Below are 13,998 nucleotides of genomic sequence, written 5' to 3'. Positions count from 1 at the left end.
CCCCACGGGCGTCCGGGGTGAATCCCCCGGAGACGGCGACCCGCGTGGGGCCGCCAGGCGGCCGTCGGCGCAGTGGCCTGACAGACTCGTCCCATGACCTCCTCCCTCGCCGCCTCGGACCGGCAGACCCCTGACACCCTCGACATCCCCGGCACCTGGAACGCACGCGACGTGGGCGGCCGTGCCGTCCCGGCCGGCGGGCGGGCACCGCTGCGCACGGGCGTGCTCGTGCGCACCGCGAGCCTGTCGCGGCTGACCCCCGAGGGCGTCGCGGCGCTCGCGGCACTGGGCGTGACGCTCGACCTCGACCTGCGCGGCGAGGACGAGGTCGAGCGCGACGGGCAGGACGTCGTCCCGGCGACCACGCGCGTGGTGCCGCGGCGGATGGACCCCGGTGTCGGCGTCGGGCATGCGCTGGGCGGGAGCGACGAACCGGCTCCCACCGGCACACCGGGCGACGAAGGTGCAGAGGACCCCGCGGCGGAGGAGCGCTCCGCGGACACGGCCGCGATGATCGGGCGCCTCCTCGGCGCCGAGGACCCGCAGGCGCTCGCACGGGCCATGATGCACGGCGTCTATGCGACGTTCGTCACGGACCCGACCATCCGGCGGACGGTCGGGGAGGCGCTGGAGGACGTCGCCGAGGCCGAGGGCACCGTCGTCGTGCACTGCTCGGCGGGCAAGGACCGGACCGGCTGGATCGTCGCGCTCGTCCAGCACGTGTGCGGTGTGGGCGAGGAGGACCGGCTCGCCGAGTACCTCGCGAGCGGCGCCGCCGTCGAGGGTCTCTCGGCCGTGATCCCCCCGATCCCCGGCCTCGACAAGGACGCCCTGACACCCCTCCTGGGCGTCGAGCCGGAGTACCTCCAGGGCGCCTGGGCGCTCGCCGAGACGGAGTTCGGGAGCGTCGACGGCTACCTCGACGCATGCGGCGCCGGGCCTGCGACCAGGGCGAAGATCGCGAGGAAGTTCGCTGCTCAGGGCGTGTGAACGTTGCCTGACCTGCCAGGTGTGGCTAGTTTCGAGGGTGTCGAGGTCGCCACCGGGGGCATCAGATCCGGTCGGCGGCCCCGGTGCACGTGTGGGCCCATCCGTCTGAGGACAAGTAGGTGACTTGCGTGGCACTACCATCCCTGACCCCCGAGCAGCGCGCGGCGGCACTCGAGAAGGCGGCCGAGGCCCGTCGGGTGCGGGCCGAGGTCAAGAACCGGTTGAAGCACTCCCAGGGCTCCCTCGCCGAGGTGATCGAGCAGGGCCGCACGGACGACGTGATCGGCAAGCTGCGCGTCGTCGCGCTGCTGGAGTCGCTGCCCGGCGTGGGTAAGGTGAAGGCCCGGGCGATCATGGAGGAGATCGGGATCGCCGAGACACGTCGTGTCCGCGGGCTGGGACCCCACCAGTCCGCGGCGCTCATCGAGAGGTTTGGCTGACATTTCCGCTTCACCCGCCGAGCAGGCCGCCCCGGCGCCTGCCGCATCACCGACCCCTGCCCGCCTGACCGTCCTGGCGGGGCCCACCGCCGTCGGGAAGGGGACCGTGTCGGCGGACATCCGCGCACGGTACCCGCAGGTGTGGCTGTCCGTGTCCGCGACGACCCGTGCCGCTCGTCCCGGCGAGGTGGACGGCGTCCACTACCACTTCATCAGCGCCGAGGAGTTCGACCGGCTGGTCGAGGCGGGCGAGATGCTGGAGTGGGCCGTGGTGCACGGACGCAACAGGTACGGGACCCCTCGCCGGCCGGTCGAGGAGAAGCTCGCGGCGGGGGTCCCGGCCCTGCTCGAGATCGACCTGCAGGGCGCGCGCCAGGTGCGCGCGTCCATGCCCGAGGCCCGGTTCGTGTTCCTCGCCCCGCCCAGCTGGGAGGAGCTGGAGCGTCGGCTCGTCGGGCGCGGGACGGAGGGGCCCGAGGAGCGCGAGCGCCGGCTCGCCACGGCCCGCGTCGAGCTGGCGGCCGAGCCCGAGTTCGACGTCGTGATCGTCAACGACGAGGTGCACCGGGCGACCGACGCGCTCGTCGAGGCGATGGGCCTGACGCCCGTCGCATGACCGCCGAGGGGCCGCGCCCCGGGCGTGGGCACCACGACGATTTGTGCCTGCCCAGTAGACTGGTCGTCAGGCGTGTGCGTCATGAGCGCGCGCAACCTCTTTGACCCATCCTGCGGGCGACCGTCTGAGCCGCCGCAGGCCCCCCTGACTCACGGAGTGAGACTGTGTCTGGAACCATCGCCGCCCCCGAGGGCATCACCGACCCGCCGATCGACGACCTGCTGGAGCGCGCCGACTCCAAGTACGCGCTCGTGATCTACGCCGCCAAGCGCGCGCGTCAGATCAACGCGTACTACTCGCAGCTCAACGAGGGCCTGCTGGAGAACGTGGGCCCGCTCGTCGAGACCCGCAACCAGGAGAAGCCGCTGTCGATCGCGATGCGCGAGATCAACCAGGGCCTGCTCACGATCGAGACCGTGGAGGCACCCGCCTCCTGACCGCCGGGCCGCCTGCGGGCGGCTCCGCGGTCCGGGTGGGCGCGGCGTGCACCGCACAGAGGGAGGGCTCGTACCGATGAGGATCCTTCTCGGGGTCTCCGGGGGAGTGGCGGCCTACAAGGCCGTCCTCCTGCTGCGGCTCCTGCGTGAGCAGGGGCACCAGGTGCGGGTCGTCCCCACCGCGTCCGCCCTGCGTTTCGTGGGGGCGCCGACGTTCGAGGCCCTGTCGGGCGAGAAGGTCAGCACCGAGGTGTTCGACGACGTCCCGCAGGTCGCGCACGTCGCGCTCGGCCAGGGCGCGGACCTGGTGATCGTCGCCCCCGCCACGGCGGACCTCCTCGCACGGGCGGCCGCGGGCCGCGCGGACGACCTGCTCACCTCGACCCTGCTGACCGTGTCGTGCCCGGTCGTGATGGCCCCGGCCATGCACACCGAGATGTGGCAGCACCCGGCGACCGTGGCCAACGTCGCGACCCTGCGCTCGCGCGGGGTGCACGTGATCGAGCCGGCCAGCGGTCGGCTGACGGGCAAGGACACGGGACCGGGCCGGTTGCCCGAGCCCGAGGACATCGCGCGGATCGCCCTGGAGGTCGCCGCGCGGGGCGCCGCACCCGTGGTGGCCCCGGACCTCACCGGACTGCGCGTGGTCGTCTCGGCCGGCGGCACACGCGAACCCATCGACCCGGTGCGCTTCATCGGGAACCTGTCGAGCGGACGTCAGGGCATCGCCCTGGCCCGCGCAGCCCAGGACCGGGGCGCCGACGTGACGCTCGTCGGGGCGAACCTGACCGAGCCGCTCGACGGGATCGCCGACGTCGTCCGGGTCGGCTCGACCGCCGAGCTCCGCGAGTCGATGCGTCTCTTGGCACCGGACGCCGACGTGGTGGTCATGACGGCCGCGGTCGCGGACTTCCGCCCGGCCCGCACACCGGCCTCGAAGATCAAGAAGGTCCCCGGTCAGGGGCCCGCCCCGATCGAGCTGGTCGAGAATCCCGACATCCTGGCGGAGCTCGCGCGCGAGCGCCTGCGCCCGGGGCAGGTCGTCGTCGGGTTCGCGGCCGAGACGGGCGACGAGACGGGCGACGTCTGGCACCACGGCCGTGCCAAGGCCCGCCGCAAGGGCGCCGACCTCCTGGTGATCAACCCCGTGGGGCACGGCAAGGGCTTCGGGACGGACACCAACGAGGTCCTGATCGTCGACGCCCACGGCGAGACGGTCGCCCAGGCCCAGGGCACCAAGCGGGAAGTCGCGGACGCGGTGTGGGACACGGTCCTCAAGGCCTCGCCGCCGATCGCGTCGCCCACGGACTGAGATCGGCGTACACGTCTCAGTGGTCGGATGTCGGGTATCACCTGGCGGGACAGTACGCTGGACCACATGAGTTCTGACGACCTGCGCCTGTTCACGTCCGAGTCCGTGACGGAAGGCCACCCGGACAAGGTCTGTGACCAGATCTCCGACGCGATCCTCGACGCCCTCCTGGAGCAGGACCCCACGTCCCGCGTCGCGGTCGAGACCATGGTCACGACGGGCCTGGTCCACGTCGCGGGAGAGGTCACGACCAACGCGTACGTCGAGATCCCGCAGATCATCCGTGAGGTCGTCCGGGGGATCGGCTACACGTCCTCCGCGATCGGCTTCGACGGCGACTCGTGCGGTGTCTCGGTCTCGATCGGCCAGCAGTCCCCGGACATCGCCCAGGGCGTCGACAAGAGCCTCGAGCAGCGCGACGACACGTCCGACCTGGACCCGCTCGACGCCCAGGGAGCCGGCGACCAGGGCCTCATGTTCGGGTACGCGAGCGACGAGACCCCCACGCTCCTGCCGTTGCCGATCTTCCTCGCGCACCGCCTCGCCGAGCGCCTGGCCGTGGTCCGCAAGGACGGGTCGCTGCCGGGCCTGCGTCCCGACGGCAAGACGCAGGTCACGATCGGGTACGACGGCGACCGTGCGGTCCGCCTCGACACCGTGGTCCTGTCGACGCAGCACGACGAGGACGTCCTGCAGGAGACGCTGCGCGGCCAGGTCGCCGAGCTCGTCGTGGCCCCGGTCGTCGAGGGCCTCGACCTGGACGTCGCGGACTTCCGCCTGCTCGTGAACCCGACCGGCAAGTTCGTCATCGGTGGGCCCCAGGGCGACGCGGGGCTCACGGGCCGCAAGATCATCGTCGACACGTACGGCGGCATGGCCCGTCACGGTGGTGGGGCGTTCTCGGGCAAGGACCCCTCGAAGGTCGACCGCTCGGCCGCCTACGCCACGCGCTGGGTCGCCAAGAACGTCGTCGCGGCGGGCCTCGCGCGCCGCTGCGAGGTGCAGGTCGCGTACGCGATCGGCAAGGCGCACCCCGTGGGCCTGTACGTCGAGACGTTCGGCACCGAGACCGTCCCGGTCGAGCGCATCCGTGCCGCGATCGACGAGGTCTTCGACCTGCGTCCCGCGGCGATCATCGCCGACCTCGACCTGCTGCGGCCCATCTACGCGCAGACCGCGGCGTACGGGCACTTCGGGCGCGAGCTGCCCGACTTCACGTGGGAGCGCACGGATCGCGTGGCGGCCCTCCAGGCCGCGGTCTGAGCCGCGTCGCACGGGTTCGCCCGGCGTGGGTGGCGCGTGCTGAGATAGGGCCATGACCAGCCAGGACGCCGTGCCCCAGGACGCGGGGGAGCAGCTCACGCTGCTCCCCGCGCCCGAGGCGCCGGGTGGGAGCCGCACGGGCGGCAGGCCCGCCCGGCCGGTGGGCGCGCTCGAGATCGCGAGCGCCCTGCCGGTCGCGCGCGTCGTCCTGGACCTCGTGCCGCACCACCTGGACCAGACGTTCGACTACCTGGTCCCGGCCTCGATGGCCGACGGCGCGCAGCCCGGCGTCCGGGTCAAGGCGCGGTTCGGGCCGCAGGAGGTCGACGGGTTCGTCCTGGCGCGGGCCGAGGACAGCGACCACGACGGGCGGCTCGTCCCGCTCAAGCGCCTCGTCTCGCCCGAGCGGGTGCTCACCCCGCAGGTCGCGCAGCTGTGCCGCACGGTCGCCGACCACTACGCGGGCACGCTCTCGGACGTGCTGCGCCTCGCGATCCCGCCGCGCCACGCGCGGGCCGAGGCGGCGCCGTCGGGCAGCGAGGCGACCGTCGTGGGCGCACCGGCGGACCCGAGCACCGACGACGAGGGGCGCTCGAGCGCCCCCGGCGCCCAGGAGGGCGCGCCCCCGCGCCCCTCCGAGTGGGCTCCCTACCGCGGCGGCGCCGCGTTCCTGAACCACCTGGTCGGCGGGTCGGCGCCGCGTGCGGTCTGGACGGCCCTGCCGGGCCGCGTGGCCGACGGCGTGCCCGTCCAGGGCACCCGGGCCGCGGGCGGGCACGGCACGAGCGACGAGGACCCCGCGCAGGCCGTCCAGCACTGGGCCCTGGCGCTCGCCGAGGCCGTGCGCGCCACGGTCACGGGCGGGCGGGGCGCGCTCGTGGTGCTGCCCGACGCGCGCGACGTCGACCAGATGTCCCTCGCCCTCGAGCTCGCGGGCTACGCCCCGCACACCGCGCGCCGCGCGGGGCAGTTCGTGCGCCTGACGGCCGACGAGGGCCCCTCGCCCCGGTACCGCAGCTTCCTGGCGGCGCTGCGGGGCGAGGTGCGCATCGTCGTCGGGACGCGTGCCGCGGCGTTCGCGCCCGTCCAGGACCTGGGCCTGGTCGCCTGCTGGAACGACGGCGAGGAGACCCTCGCCGAGCCGCGCTCGCCCTACCCGCACGCCCGGGAGGTCCTGGCCCTGCGCAGCGAGCAGGAGGGGGCCGCGTTCCTGCTCGGCTCGGTCAGCCGCACGGTGCAGGCCCAGGCGCTCCTCGAGTCGGGGTGGGCCCGGGAGGTCGCGGCGCCCCGCGAGGTGCTGCGCGCGCGTGCCCCTCGGGTGCGGGCGCTGACGTCGGTCGAGCTCGCGGCCGAGGGCGCCGGGGCCGCCGCGCGCCTGCCGAGTGCGGCGTGGCGGGCCGTGCGGGACGCCCTGGGCACCGGGCCCGTCCTGGTGCAGGTCCCGCGGGCCGGGTACATGCCCGTCGTGGCGTGCGCACGCTGCCGGACGGCCGCGCACTGCGGCACGTGCCACGGTCCCCTCATGCTGCCCGGTCCGGGCGCGTCACCGCAGTGCGCGTGGTGCGGGGCCCTGGCCGGGGCGTGGTCGTGCGACGAGTGCCACTGGACGGGGCTGCGCTCGGTGCGCGTCGGGTCGGGCCGCACGGCCGAGGAGCTGGGGAGGGCCTTCCCGGGCGTCGCGGTGCGGGTCTCGGGGGCGAGCGCACCGGGCGGGGTGCTCTCCGCCGTCGGGCCGCGCCCTGCCGTGATCGTCGCGACACCGGGCGCCGAGCCCGTCGCGGAGGGCGGCTACGCCGCCGCGCTCCTTCTCGACGCGGCGCTGAGCACCGCGCACGTGGGGCTCGCGGTCGCCCAGGACGCGCTGCACCGCTGGCTCGCGGCCGCGGGCCTGGTGCGCTCTACCCGCGAGGGCGGGCAGGTGCTGCTCGTCGGCGACGCGGCCCCCGGACCCACCAACGCCCTGGTGCGCTGGGACCCGGCCGGGTTCGCGGACCGCGAGCTCGCGGAGCGCCGCGAGCTCGACCTGCCGCCCGCGGTGCGGGTCGCGGCGATCACGGGCGACCGGCAGGCGGTGGACGCCGTCGTGGCCCGGGTGGGCCTCGCGGACCCCTCGACGACCCTGGGGCCCGTCGAGGTCCCGGAGGCCGCGGGACGCCCCGCACGGGGCGGGGCCGGGCGAGACCCCTCGCTGCAGCCTCCCGTGCGCACGATCGTGCGTGTCCCGCTGCGCGAGGGACGCCGGCTCGCGCGCGAGCTCTCGGCCTCCCTGGCGGTCCGCTCCGCGAAGCGCGAGGGTGGGAGCGTACGCGTCCAGCTCGACCCCAAGGAGATGTTGTGAGCACCGTCCCGCGCGAGACCCCGTCCGAGAGCTCGGCCCAGGCCCGGGTCGACACGGTCCTGTTCGACTTCGGCAACGTCCTGGTCACCTGGGACCCCTACGCCGCCTACGCCGGGCGCATGGACCGGGCCGACGTCGAGGCGTTCTTCGAGGCCGTCGACTTTCCCACGTTCAACGCGCGTCAGGACGCGGGCCGGTCCTGGGCCGACGCACGCCGCGAGCTCGCCGAGCACCACCCCGAGCACGTGAGCATGCTGGACGTGTACACCGAGAACTTCGCGGCGAGCCTCGTGGGACCGGTGCCCGGGACAGAGGAGATCGTGCGCGAGCTGCGCACGCTCGGGGTGCGCCTGTACGGCCTGACGAACTGGTCCGCGGAGATGTTCCACGAGGCCGAGCCCGCGGCGCCCGCGATCGGCCTCATGGAGGACGTCCTGGTCTCGGGGCGCGTGGGGCTCGTCAAGCCGGACCCGCGCATCTTCGAGGCCGCGACCGAGCGCTTCGCCCTGGACCCCGCGCGCACCCTGTTCGTCGACGACTCCGTGGCGAACGTCACGGCCGCCCGGGCGCTGGGCTTCCGGACCCTGCGCTTCGAGGACGCCGCGGGCCTGCGCGCGACCCTGCGCGACCTCGGCGTCGGCGTGCGCGAGGCCTGAGCGGCCGCCGGCGCACACCCGCCGGGGACCGTCCGGGGCGGATCCCGGCGCGGGCCGGGAGGGGCGCACCGCCTAGACTCGCCCCATGCGTGTGCTCTTCGCCGGAACCCCGGACGTGGCCGTCCCGGCCCTCGATGCCCTGATCGACTCCCGGCACGAGGTGGTCGCCGTCCTCACCCGCGCCGACGCGCCCTCGGGCCGCGGCCGCAGGCTGACGCCCAGCCCGGTGCGCGTGCGCGCGGAGGAGGCCGGGATCCCGGTCGTCACCGACCGTCCCCGCGGGGAGGAGTTCGTGGCCCGTCTCGCGGCCCTGGAGATCGACTGCGCGCCCGTCGTGGCGTACGGGGAGATCCTGCGGCGCGAGGTGCTCGACGTTCCCCGCTTCGGCTGGGTCAACCTGCACTTCTCGGTCCTGCCCGCCTGGCGCGGCGCGGCCCCGGTGCAGCGGGCGATCATCGCGGGCGACGAGGTCACGGGAGCCACGACGTTCCTCATCGAGGAGGGCCTGGACTCGGGGCCGGTGCTGGGCACCGCGACCGAGACGATCCGCCCCCGCGACACCTCGGGCGACCTCCTGGGTCGGCTCGCGACCTCGGGCGCAGGCCTGCTCGTGGCGACGCTCGACGCGATCGAGGACGGCATCGTGTCCCCGGTCGTGCAGCCCGCCGAGGGCATCAGCACGGCCGCGAAGCTGACCCCCGAGGACGCCCGGGTGCGCTGGGCGCTCCCCGCGCTCGCGATCGACCGCCTGGTGCGCGGCTGCACGCCCGCCCCCGGCGCCTGGACCACGCTGCCCGACGGCGCCCGCCTGGGCCTGGGCCCCGTGACGCCGCGCCCCGACGTGGACGACCTGGCGCCCGGCGAGCTGCGGGCCGGAAAGCGCGAGGTCCTGGTGGGCACCGGCACGCACGCCGTCGCGCTCGGCGAGGTGGCCCCCGTGGGCAAGAAGCACATGGCCGCGACCGACTGGGCCCGCGGCGCCCGCCTGGGCGAGCGCGTCGTCCTGGGCACCCCGGACGAGACGAAGGACCAGGCATGAGCGGCGAGGCACGCACCGGCGGCACCCCCGGGCAGGACGGCGGGCACGGCGCGCACAGTGGACGTGACCAGCGTGACCAGCGTGACCAGCGTGACCGTCGTGACGCACGCGGCCGCGAGCGCGGCGCCGCCCGCGCCCGAGGGGCCGGCCAGCGCTCGGAGGCGGCGCCCTCGCAGCGCGCCAAGGGCGCCGACCCGTCCCGCAACGTCGCGTTCGACGTGCTGCAGGAGGTCGCGACCTCCGACGCGTACGCCAACCTGGTCCTGCCCCCGCTGCTGCGCTCGCGCGGCATCCGCGGGCGCGACGCGGCGTTCGCGACCGAGCTCGCCTACGGCACCCTGCGCCTGCGCGGGCGCTACGACGCGATCATCGCCCAGTGCGTGGACCGCCCCCTCGACCAGGTCGACCCGAACGTGCTGGACCTGCTGCGCCTGGGCGCCCACCAGCTCCTGGGCATGCGCGTGGCCCAGCACGCGGCCGTCTCGGAGACCGTGGGCCTGGCCCGGGCGCGCGCCGGGGCCGGCAGCGCACAGTTCGTCAACGCGGTCCTGCGCAAGATCTCCCGCTCGACCCTCGAGGAGTGGCTCGAGGCCATCACGCTCGACGCGCCCGACGACGTCACGCGCCTCGCGACCACCCAGTCCCACCCGGTGTGGATCGCCCGGGCGATGCGCGAGGCCCTCGTCGGCACGGGACGCTCCGCCGACGACCTGGCCGAGCTCCTCGAGGCCGACAACACCGCGCCGCGCGTCACCCTCGTCGCCCGCCCGGGCCTGGTCAGCCGCGAACGCCTCGCGGGCGAGGTCGAGCACGACGTGCGCGGGGACGCCACGACCACCCCCGGGCGCTGGACGCCCACGGCCCTGGTCCTGTCGGGCTCGGACCCCGCCGCGATCCCCGCGGTCCGGTACGGCGCCGCCGGGGTCCAGGACGAGGGCTCCCAGCTCGTGACGCTCGCGTTCGCGGCGACCCCCACGCTCCCCGTGCCCTCGGCGGGCGGCGCAGGTGGCGCGGCGCACCCCCGGTCCGACGGCGCAGCGAACCCCGACGAGCGCTGGCTCGACCTGTGCGCGGGCCCGGGCGGCAAGGCTGCGCTCCTGGCCTCCCTCGCGGGCGAGCAGGGCGCACGCGTCGTCGCGAACGAGGTCGCCCCCCACCGGGCCCGCCTGGTCGAGCAGGCGCTCGCGGCCGTGCCCGCCGACGCGGTCGAGCGGGTCCAGGTCGGTGACGGGCGCCAGGTGGGGGTCGAGGAGCCCGGCGCGTACGACCGCGTGCTCGTCGACGCCCCCTGCACGGGCCTGGGCGCGCTGCGCCGCCGCCCCGAGTCGCGCTGGCGCCGCACCCCCGGGGACATCGCGACCCTCACGACGCTGCAGCGCGAGCTCCTCGGCTCGGCCCTGGACGCGGTGCGCCCGGGCGGGGTCGTCGGGTACGTCACCTGCTCCCCGCACCTCGCGGAGACCCAGCTCGTCGTCAAGGACGTCCTGGCCGGGCGGGACGACGTCGAGGTCCTCGACGCGGCCGCCGCGGTGCGGCAGGTCGCGGGGGACGACATCCCGCTCGCGGACCGCACCGACGTGCAGCTGTGGCCCCACGTCCACGGGACCGACGCGATGCACCTGACGTTGCTGCGCCGTCGGGCCTGAGACGCCCCTGCGGCGGCCGGGCAGGGTGGTGAAGGCCACCCGGCCCGGCCGTCGCGCGTCCTCCGCGCGGCGCGCGGGCGCCCTCTAGGCTGGTGCCCATGTCCGCACTCATCGCCCCCAGCATCCTGTCCGCCGACTTCGCGAACCTCGAGCGCGACCTGGGCGCGATCTCTACCGCCGACTACGCGCACGTCGACGTGATGGACAACCACTTCGTGCCCAACCTGACCCTGGGGCTGCCGATCTTCGAGCGCCTCGCCCAGGTGTCCCCGGTGCCGCTCGACGCGCACCTCATGATCGCCGACCCCGACCGTTGGGCCCCCGGCTACGCCGAGGCCGGCGCCGCGTCCGTCACGTTCCACGCCGAGGCCGCCACGGCCCCCGTGCGTCTGGCCCGTGAGCTGCGCCGCCTGGGCTCGCGCGCCGGGCTCGCGCTGCGCCCCGCGACGTCGGTCGAGCCGTTCCTGGACCTGCTGCCCGAGTTCGACATGCTCCTGGTCATGTCCGTCGAGCCCGGCTTCGGCGGCCAGTCGTTCATCGAGGGCGTCCTGCCCAAGGTCCGCCGCATCCGCGACGCCGTGTCCGAGGCGGGGCTCGACGTGTGGGTCCAGGTCGACGGCGGCATCTCGCGCGCCACCATCGAGCGCGCGGCCGAGGCCGGCGCCAACGTGTTCGTCGCCGGCTCGGCCGTGTACGGGGCCGAGAACGTCCCCGAGGAGATCGCGGCCCTGCGGGCGCTCGCGGACCAGCACACGCACTGACCGCGACCGACCGTCCGGCAGCTCGCTCCCGGCGCGCCGCTGGGCGGTCACCGCATCCATGAGCCGTTCACAGCCGTTCACGTCGTTCCGGCTCGCGGGACGGACCGGATCGAGTTCCTGCCGGGGGATGCCGGTGTGGCATGCTGGGTGGAGACGAGACGCCGGACGCAGCGCCCTCAGCGCGGGCCCGGCTCCCGACGACAGCAGAACGAGCAGTACGCACACACGTGCTCCGGGGTCGGTGTAATTCCGAGCCGGCGGTGACAGTCCGCGACCCACGCCTCGGCGTGGTTGACCTGGTGGAACTCCAGGACCGACGGTGAAAGTCCGGATGGGAGGAAGTACGTGGCGGCGCGGGGCGGAGCCCTGTGCCGTGGTGTCGTGACGTCCGTGGACCCTCGGGTCCCGTGACGTCGTCGACCCCCTCACCCCGGAGCGTCGTGCTCACCGGGAGGAGGACGCATGGGCGCCAGGCCCACACTCACGATCGACGCCGCGATGGTGCGCGCGCTCGAGCTGGCCGCGCGGGGCCCCGTGCACGGCCCCAACCCGCGCGTGGGCGCCGTCCTGCTGGGCCCCGCGCCCCGCCGGTCGGACTCCCTGCCCGACGCCGCCGCCCCCGGCCCCGTGGACGCCTCGCCCCGGGTGGTGCTCGCCGAGGGCTTCCACCGCGGCGCGGGCACCCTGCACGCCGAGGCCGCTGCCCTGGCCGACGCCCGCGAGCGCGGCGTGGACGTGCGCGGCGCGACGGCCGTGGTGACTCTCGAACCGTGCGACCACACCGGGCGCACCGGGCCGTGCGCGCAGGCGCTGCTGGACGCGGGCGTCGCCGAGGTCGTCTACGCCGTGGCCGACCCCAACCCCGTCGCCGCCGGGGGAGGCGAGCGCCTGCGCGCGGCCGGGGTCCGGGTGGCCGCCGGGCTGCGCGAGGCGGAGGGGGAGCGCCTCCTGGGGCCGTGGCTGGTCGCCGTGCGGCGCGGGAGCCCCTACGTGACCCTCAAGCTCGCCTCGACCCTCGACGGGCGTGTGGCGGCCGCCGACGGCACCTCGCAGTGGATCACGGGGCCCGCTGCGCGCGAGCACGCCCACCGGGTGCGGGCGCAGGTCGACGCGATCCTCGTGGGCACCGGGACCGTCGTCGCGGACGACCCGTCGCTCACGGCGCGCACGACGTCTCCTGCGAGCGCCACGGTCGGGCCGGAGCCCGGGCTTGGCGAGCATCAGCGCCTGCGCGTCGCTGGTGGGGTGGTCGGGCCGGAGCCCGGGCTTGCCGAGCATCAGCCCCTGCGCGTCGTCGTCGGGCTCCGTGACCTTCCCCCGCACGTGCGGCTCGCGCCGGGGGGCACCTGGACGGACGACGGGGGCGGGCCCGTGCTGCACGTGCGCACGCACGACGTCCACGCGGTCCTGGCGGAGCTGGCCGCCCGCGAGGTGCGCCACGTCCTGGTCGAGGGCGGCCCGGGGCTGGCGACGGCGTTCCTCGCGGCGGGCGCGGTCGACGAGGTCCACGCGTACCTCGCGCCCGTGCTCCTGGGGGCGGGCCTGGGAGCCGTGGGCGACCTGGGTGTGACGACGCTCGCGGGCGCCCCCCGGTTCGTCACGCACGACGTGCGGCGGCTGGGGCAGGACGTCCTGGTCGTGGCCCGGACCACGCCCGCCGTGCCGTCGGTGCCTCCCGCACCCGACCGCTTCGCCCATGACCTGCCTGCGCCGGGGCCGCCTGCACCCGGAGGCCCGGCCCGCACCCCCCGCACGACCCACCGCACCACCCTCGAACAGGAGAGCTGATGTTCACCGGAATCGTCGAAGAGATCGGCACGGTCCGCGAGATCGCGTTCCCCGGGGGTGAGACCTCCGACGCCGTCCTGACCGTGCACGGCCCCCTCGCCACCTCGGACGCCCACCTGGGCGACTCGATCGCCGTCGACGGCGTGTGCCTCACCGTCACGGGTGTGGGCCAGGACGGCACGTTCACGGCCGACGTCATGCCCGAGTCCCTGCGCCGCACCGCCCTGGGCGACCTGCGCCCCGGGTCGCCCGTGAACCTCGAACGGGCCGTGCGCGCCGACACGCGCCTGGGCGGGCACATCGTGCAGGGCCACGTCGACGGCGTCGGGTCCCTCGTGAGCCGGGCCCCGGGGGAGCGGTGGGACGACCTCGTCCTGTCCGCGCCCCCGGGCCTGACGCGCTACGTCGCGGAGAAGGGCTCCATCACCGTCAGCGGCGTGTCCCTCACGGTGACCCACGTGGACGACACCTCGTTCGGGGTGTCCCTCATCCCCACGACGCTCGAGGCCACGATCCTCGGCTCCCTGGCCCCCGGTGACCGGGTCAACCTCGAGGTCGACGTCCTCGCGAAGTACGTCGAGCGACTCCTCACGACCGGTGCCGCCACCCGCCCGGCAGACCCGGACGGTCGGGCGCTCGCGGACACCGCCGCGCCCGCGGGTGCCGCAGGCCCGGCGGACGCCCCCAGGACCAGCGCAGCACAGGAATGAGC

General features: G+C 75.5%; 13 protein-coding genes and 1 riboswitch. All 13 genes read left to right on the top strand.

The window, feature by feature from the left end; genetic code table 11:
* Positions 1-93: 93 nt before the first annotated feature.
* Positions 94-990, top strand: coding sequence for a tyrosine-protein phosphatase (locus ACFRCR_RS03770; protein ID WP_377675648.1), 897 nt, complete (start codon positions 94-96; stop codon positions 988-990).
* A 128-nt stretch (positions 991-1,118) separates the two neighbouring features.
* Complete coding sequence (mihF, locus tag ACFRCR_RS03765; RefSeq protein ID WP_030151369.1) at positions 1,119-1,430, top strand: integration host factor, actinobacterial type; 312 nt, start codon at positions 1,119-1,121, stop codon at positions 1,428-1,430.
* Between the two features lies 1 nt (position 1,431).
* Positions 1,432-2,046 (top strand): guanylate kinase, encoded by a 615-nt coding sequence (gmk, locus tag ACFRCR_RS03760; protein WP_191798333.1) that lies wholly within the window; start codon positions 1,432-1,434, stop codon positions 2,044-2,046.
* Positions 2,047-2,210: 164 nt separating this feature from the next.
* Positions 2,211-2,483 carry a DNA-directed RNA polymerase subunit omega gene (gene rpoZ, locus ACFRCR_RS03755; protein ID WP_193720226.1) on the top strand — a complete coding sequence of 91 codons (273 nt, stop codon included), beginning with the start codon at positions 2,211-2,213 and terminating at the stop codon, positions 2,481-2,483.
* 76 nt (positions 2,484-2,559) lie between these two features.
* Complete coding sequence (coaBC, locus tag ACFRCR_RS03750; protein ID WP_377675647.1) at positions 2,560-3,795, top strand: bifunctional phosphopantothenoylcysteine decarboxylase/phosphopantothenate--cysteine ligase CoaBC; 1,236 nt, start codon at positions 2,560-2,562, stop codon at positions 3,793-3,795.
* A 66-nt stretch (positions 3,796-3,861) separates the two neighbouring features.
* Positions 3,862-5,058, top strand: coding sequence for a methionine adenosyltransferase (gene metK / locus ACFRCR_RS03745; protein WP_377675646.1), 1,197 nt, complete (start codon positions 3,862-3,864; stop codon positions 5,056-5,058).
* Positions 5,059-5,110: 52 nt separating this feature from the next.
* Entirely contained in the window at positions 5,111-7,396 is a 2,286-nt protein-coding gene (locus ACFRCR_RS03740; RefSeq protein ID WP_377675645.1) for a primosomal protein N', read from the top strand.
* The gene (locus tag ACFRCR_RS03735) at positions 7,393-8,052 is read left to right on the top strand and encodes an HAD family hydrolase (protein ID WP_377675644.1); all 660 of its coding nucleotides are present in this window, start codon (positions 7,393-7,395) and stop codon (positions 8,050-8,052) included. Before ACFRCR_RS03740 ends, ACFRCR_RS03735 begins: the two co-directional genes overlap by 4 nt.
* An 85-nt stretch (positions 8,053-8,137) precedes the next feature.
* A complete protein-coding gene (fmt, locus tag ACFRCR_RS03730; protein ID WP_377675643.1) occupies positions 8,138-9,091 on the top strand; it encodes a methionyl-tRNA formyltransferase in 954 nt (317 codons plus the stop codon).
* A complete protein-coding gene (locus ACFRCR_RS03725) occupies positions 9,088-10,737 on the top strand; it encodes an RsmB/NOP family class I SAM-dependent RNA methyltransferase (protein ID WP_377675642.1) in 1,650 nt (549 codons plus the stop codon). Before fmt ends, ACFRCR_RS03725 begins: the two co-directional genes overlap by 4 nt.
* 98 nt (positions 10,738-10,835) lie before the next feature.
* Positions 10,836-11,498, top strand: coding sequence for a ribulose-phosphate 3-epimerase (gene rpe / locus ACFRCR_RS03720; protein WP_138824403.1), 663 nt, complete (start codon positions 10,836-10,838; stop codon positions 11,496-11,498).
* A 223-nt stretch (positions 11,499-11,721) separates the two neighbouring features.
* Positions 11,722-11,847, top strand: a riboswitch (FMN riboswitch).
* 113 nt (positions 11,848-11,960) lie between these two features.
* Positions 11,961-13,286: a bifunctional diaminohydroxyphosphoribosylaminopyrimidine deaminase/5-amino-6-(5-phosphoribosylamino)uracil reductase RibD gene (gene ribD, locus ACFRCR_RS03715; protein ID WP_377675641.1), complete on the top strand. Its 1,326-nt coding sequence runs from the start codon at positions 11,961-11,963 to the stop codon at positions 13,284-13,286.
* Positions 13,286-13,996 carry a riboflavin synthase gene (locus ACFRCR_RS03710; RefSeq protein ID WP_377675640.1) on the top strand — a complete coding sequence of 237 codons (711 nt, stop codon included), beginning with the start codon at positions 13,286-13,288 and terminating at the stop codon, positions 13,994-13,996. The genes ribD and ACFRCR_RS03710 overlap by 1 nt, the downstream gene beginning before the upstream one ends.
* The last annotated feature ends 2 nt before the right edge of the window (positions 13,997-13,998 follow it).

Source organism: Oerskovia sp. NPDC056781, from assembly GCF_042789955.1.
GTDB lineage: Bacteria > Actinomycetota > Actinomycetes > Actinomycetales > Cellulomonadaceae > Oerskovia > Oerskovia rustica.
This window is presented reverse-complemented; position numbering and strand designations above follow the sequence as displayed.